Raw genomic sequence first — 5,536 nt, 5'->3', positions numbered from 1 at the left:
GCGTCCACGGGCAGGACGCCGGCTAACGCGGTCGGAGGGCGGTTCCAGTGGACCGCCTCGGGCCTGCGGGTGCTGCGCTGGCCGGCCCTGAGCGGACACGCCGTGGACGCCTTCGTCACGACCCGCGACGGCGGGGTGTCCATGGGCCGCTACGCCTCGCTGAACCTCGGCCTGCATGTCGGGGACGACGACGCGGCTGTGCTGGCGAACCGGGCGACGGTGGCCGCCGCGCTCGACGCGGACCTCGACGACTTCGTGTTCTGCGAGCAGGTCCACCGCCGCGACGTGGCCGTCGTCACCGACGAGCACCGCGGCCGGGGCGCCCGCTCGGCCGCGGACGCGATACCGGCGACCGACGCGCTCGTGACCGCGGTGCCCGGTGTCGTCCTCGCCGTCCTGGCGGCCGACTGTGTCCCGCTTGTCCTGCACGACCCGGTGGCCGGTGTCCTGGCCTGCGTGCACGCCGGCTGGGGCGGGACCGTCCGCGGGGCCACCCCCGCCGCGGTGACGGCCATGCGCCAGCTCGGCAGCGACCCGCGTGACATCGTCGCCTGCGTCGGGCCGGCCATCCAGCCCGACCGCTACCAGGTCGGCGCGGACGTCGTCGACGCGGCCCGCACCGCCTTCGGTGACCGGCTCGACGAGGTGGCGCGGCCCGACGGCACCGGCCGGTGGGCCTTCGACCTGTGGCGGGCCAACACCCTGCAGCTGGTCGCCGCGGGTGTACCGGCAGGTCAGGTGCACGTCACCGCCATCGGCACCGGCGGTCCGGGCACACCGTTCTTCAGCCATCGGGCCGGCGGCCCGTGCGGCCGGTTCGCCGCCGTGGCCCGGCTGCGCGGCAAGGACCAGCCGGTCCAGCCGCGCGGAAAGGACCGCTCATGACGGTGTCACCCCCGCGCGGGGAGAGCTTCCACTACGTCGGCTACGACATCGACACGTCCCGTAACCGGCTGGTGTGCCGCTACCGGCTCGACGGGCGGGACTTCCGCGAGGAGATCACCTTCCCCGGCGGCGGCGCCTGGGACGAGCCGGCCGCCGCCGAGACGGCCCGGCTGATATTCCTGCTGGCCGCGGTCTCCTACTACAAGTCCGCCGCCCCGCCGGTGGTCGACCTCGGCGACACCGCGGTGACGGACATCGAACGCGCCTTCCTCCGCGAGTTCTACCTGGACGGCCTGGGCGAGTTCGCCTACCGCAACAACCTCGACCTCTCCGGCCTGCGGATCGTCGGCCCCCGGCTGGAACGGACGGCGCCGGTGGCGTTCAGCCCGCGGGAGAGCCGGCCGCTGGTGCCCTTCGGCGGCGGGGTGGACTCCATCGTCACCGCGGAGCTCCTCCGGCCGCTGGCGAAGGACCCGGCGCTGTTCGTGGTCAACCGGCCCGGGGACCGCTTCGACGCCATCGAACGGCCCGCCCGCGTCACCGGCTTCCCGGTCGTGCGGGCGGAACGGCTCATCGACCCCCAGCTGCTGCGGTCGGCGGAGCTCGGTTTTCTCAACGGGCACGTCCCGGTCACCGGAATCCTCTCGGCGATCGCGCTCCTGGCGGCCGTCCTGGACGGGCGGGACGCCGTGGTGATGTCCAACGAGTGGTCCGCGTCGGTGGGCACCATCGAGGTCGACGGCCGGTCCGTCAACCACCAGTATTCCAAGAGCGAGGCGTTCGAGAACTCCCTGCGCTCGGTGCTGGCGGAAACGCTGGCCGGCGGCCCGGACTACTTCTCGCTGCTGCGCCCGTTCACCGAACTGTGGATCGCCCGCCGGTTCGCCGCGCTGCCGCAGTACTTCGACCATTTCCGCAGCTGCAACCGTGCCTTCCACATCGACCCGGCGCAGCGGCTGGACAGGTGGTGCGGCCGGTGCGACAAATGCTGTTTCATCGACCTGATTCTCGCTCCCTTCATCGCCGAGCCGGCGCTGCGGCAGGTGTTCGACGGCCGCGAGCCGCTGGCCGACGTGACACTGCTGGGCCGGTTCCGCACCCTGCTGGGGCTGTCCGCGGACAACAAGCCCTGGGAATGCGTCGGTGACATCACCGAGTGCCGGGCCGCCACCGCGCTGGCCGCCCCGCGGGCTGACCGGGCCGGCTCCGCCGTGCTGGCCGCGCTCGGCCCCCTGCCCGAGGAGCCCGCGCCCGAGAAACTGCTCGTCCCCCATGGCCGCCACTTCGTCCCGGACCGGTATGCGCCCGACGATCTCCTGGTCTGACCTGCGCGGCCGCGCGGTCGGCATCTACGGCCTGGGACGCGAGGGCGAGGCCAACCTGCGGGCCTGCCTCGCCCGGGGGATCGACCCGGTGCTCGTCGACGACGCCCCCGGCCGGGCCCACGTCGACGGCAGGCCGCTGCTGACGACCGCCGCCGGCGGGTTCGACGCCCTCACCCGCTGTGACGTCGTCGTCAAGACGCCGGGGATCTCCCGCTACGGCGAGACCGTGCGGGCCCTTCAGCGGCGCGGCATCCCGGTGGTCGGCGGGGTGGGCCTGTGGCTCGCCGAAGCCGACCGCTCGAAGGTGCTGTGCGTGACCGGCACCAAGGGCAAGAGCACCACCTCGGCGATCGCCGGGCACCTGCTGACCCGGCTCGGCTACCGCTGCCTGGTCGCGGGCAACATCGGCCTGCCGCCGCACGACCCACAGGCCGGCGGCGACTATGACTTCTGGGTCGTCGAGATCTCCAGCTACCAGGCGGCCGACCTGGCCTGCTCCCCGCCGGTGGTCGCGCTGACCTCCCTGCATCCCGATCATCTGCCCTGGCACGACAACGACCCCGAGACGTACTACCGCGACAAGCTGTCCGCCTGCTCGCAGCCCGGCGCCGAACTGACCGTCGCCAACGGCGACAGCGACCTGATCCGCGCCCACCGGCACCTCCTCGGCCCGAAGGTGCACTGGGTGCACGCCGACGACGGCTCCGCCGACATCGCCGGCCCCGCCCGCCCGGTTGGCCCCGCCAGCCCGGTTGGACCGGTTGGACCCACCAGCCTGGTTGATACCGCCAGCCCGGTTGATACCGCCAGCCCGGTTGATACCGCCAGCCCGGTTGATACCGCTGGCGCTGCCGGCGCTGTCGGTATCGCTGGCTCCGGCGTAGCTGTCGGCCCTGCTGGCGCCATCAGCTACGTCGGCGTTGATGCCACCGGTGACGCCGGTGACTGGACCCGCCCGTTGGGACTGCTCGGCCGGCACAACCGGCGCAACGCAATGATCGCCAGGGCCTGCCTGCGTGCGCTCGGTGTGCCCGAGGCGGACGACGACGACGCGCTGCGGGCCGCCGCGGCGGGCTTCACCGGCCTGGACAGCCGCCTGAAGATGATCGGCTCGGTGGACGGGGTCAGCTTCGTCGACGACAGCCTGTCGACGAACGTCCTGCCGACGCTGGCGGCCGTGGACGCCTTCGACAGCCGCCGGGTCGCGCTCATCGTCGGCGGCTACAGCCGCGGCATCGACTACAGCCCGCTCGCGGTCGGCCTGCGCGGCCGCAGCCTGGACACGTTCGTCCTCACCGTGCCGGACAACGGCCCGGACATCCGCCGCCAGGTCACCCAGGCCGGCGCCGGCCCGCACGTCACCGTCGTGGACACGCCCGATCTCGCCACCGCCGTCGCCGAGGGCTACCGCTGGGCGAGACCCGACGGCGTCGTCCTGCTCTCGCCGGCGGCGGCGAGCTTCGGCCGCTTCCGCGACTACCGCGACCGCGGCGCCGCCTTCGCCCACGCCATGCGCAACTGCCGCGCCACCTGAACGGAAATACCACCTGAGCGTGGGCAGCCTCATGACAGCTGGGCCCAGGGACGATGACAACGGCGCGGGCCGAGAGCACGGGCCGTGCCGCCGCGGCGACAGCCGTGGCAGCCGTGGCAGTGCGGTTCAGAAGCTGGCTCCCAGCCTCTCCGGATGACCGCGGGATGACCGCGCGAACCGGTCGCCCCGACCGTCCCGTCCTCAACCGGATGACGATCACTCGGCGTCCTTCTCGTCGATGCGGGTTGCCCCGACCGTCCCGTCCCCAACCGGGGCACGCGTCGCCGGCCAGAAGTCCTGACGACTTTTAGTAGTCAATTTGATACTTTCCGTAAAAATCCGGAGTGCGTGCACGCGAACGGCGTACGCGCAGAGGCGCGGCGGACCGGCCATCGCCAGGTGGTGGAAATGTCCGGATAATCGAGTAGACTCGTACGTATGTTCGATTCTGTAGCGACCATCGCCGACCCGGCTATCGGTCCGCCAGCGGCGAGGGGCGGTGATGCGGCCGACGGCCTGTCCGTGGTGGAGCGCGGTGGCGCGGGCGGCGGTCCACCAGCGCTGGCGGCCGACGGCGCGGGCGGCGGCCTGCCAGCGGTGGAGGGCTGTGATGCGGATGGTTGCCTGTCCCTGATGGCGGCTGTACGGAAGCGGATCGCCGGGCTGGAGGCGGTGATGCTGCGGGCGCAGGCCCGGTTCGCCGCGCTGCGGCCCACCCCGCCGGGGGAGGCGAAGCGGGCCGGGCCAGGCTGGGCCGCGGAGGAGATCGCCGCCGAGCTGGCGTTGTCCCCGGCCGCCGCGGCGGCCGGCCTGGAGCTGGCGGTCACCGTCGTCGACCGGCTGCCCGCCACCCTCACCGCGCTGGAAGCCGGTGACATCGACCTGGGCCGGGTCCGCGCGGTCGCGGAGAGCACCGCCGCGCTCCCCGCCGAGAAAGCCGCCACTGTCGAACAACGGGTGCTCGCTCGCGGTGGGCGAGCCAGCCACAGCCTCTTCCGCCAAGCCCTGCGCCGCGCCGTACTGGCGACGGATCCGGATGGCGCCCGACGTCGGCACGCCCATGCCCGCACCGAGCGGCAGGTCCAGCTCCGCACCGCCGAGGACGGCATGGCCGAGCTGTGGGCGTTGCTGCCCGCGGTCGACGCCCAGGCCGCCTACCAGCGCCTGGACGCGCTGGCCCGTCAGGTCGCCGATCCGCAGGAGGCTCCCGGCATGGACGCCCGCCGCGCCGACGCGCTGGTCGACCTGCTCCTCGGCCGCGACCGGGGAGCCGAGGTGTCGGTAGAGATCGGGGTGCTGGTGTCCGCGGCGACGCTCGCCGGGGCCAGTGACGTCCCCGGGGAACTGGCCGGGTACGGGCCGATCCCCGCAGCCCTCGCCCGTGAGCTCGCCACGGATGCCACCTGGCGACGAGTGCTCACCGACCCGGCTCAGGGCGACCGGCCCGTCGAAGTCAGCCGCCGGTTCCCCGCACCTGGGCTGGCCCGGCTGCTACGCACCCGGCAGCGGACCTGCCGGTTCCCCGGCTGCCGGAAACCCGCTCGGTTCTGCGACCTCGACCACATCCAGCCCCACAGCACCGGCGGGCCCACCAGCGAGGAGAATCTGCTCACCCTGTGCCGACGGCATCACAGAGCGAAACATGACGGCGGCTGGATGGTACAACGCACCGATAGCGACACCGACACGGTGCTCTGGACCGCCCCGACCGGGCGGACCTATCCCAGCGTGCCCGAGCCCTGGGACGATCCCGCTCCACCCACACCCCCGGCGTCCACAACCACGCCTACTA

At 73.1% G+C, this 5,536-nt stretch carries 4 protein-coding genes; all 4 read left to right on the top strand.

Annotation, left to right across the window (positions count from 1 at the left end; translation table 11 throughout):
• Positions 1 to 885, top strand: an 885-nt coding sequence (gene pgeF / locus AC5LSR_RS18215) for a peptidoglycan editing factor PgeF (RefSeq protein ID WP_250291942.1), incomplete at its 5' end; no start/stop codon positions are given.
• Positions 882 to 2,210 carry a MurL-like N-terminal domain-containing gene (locus AC5LSR_RS18210; protein WP_250285162.1) on the top strand — a complete coding sequence of 443 codons (1,329 nt, stop codon included), beginning with the start codon at positions 882 to 884 and terminating at the stop codon, positions 2,208 to 2,210. The genes pgeF and AC5LSR_RS18210, both read left to right, overlap by 4 nt.
• Positions 2,158 to 3,744: a Mur ligase family protein gene (locus AC5LSR_RS18205; RefSeq protein ID WP_493468720.1), complete on the top strand. Its 1,587-nt coding sequence runs from the start codon at positions 2,158 to 2,160 to the stop codon at positions 3,742 to 3,744. The genes AC5LSR_RS18210 and AC5LSR_RS18205 overlap by 53 nt, the downstream gene beginning before the upstream one ends.
• Before the next feature lie 633 nt (positions 3,745 to 4,377).
• A partial coding sequence (locus AC5LSR_RS18200; RefSeq protein ID WP_493468719.1) for an HNH endonuclease signature motif containing protein occupies positions 4,378 to 5,536 on the top strand: 1,159 nt, incomplete at its 3' end.

It is taken from the genome of Protofrankia sp. CiP1_Cm_nod4 (assembly GCF_982290645.1).
This window is presented reverse-complemented; position numbering and strand designations above follow the sequence as displayed.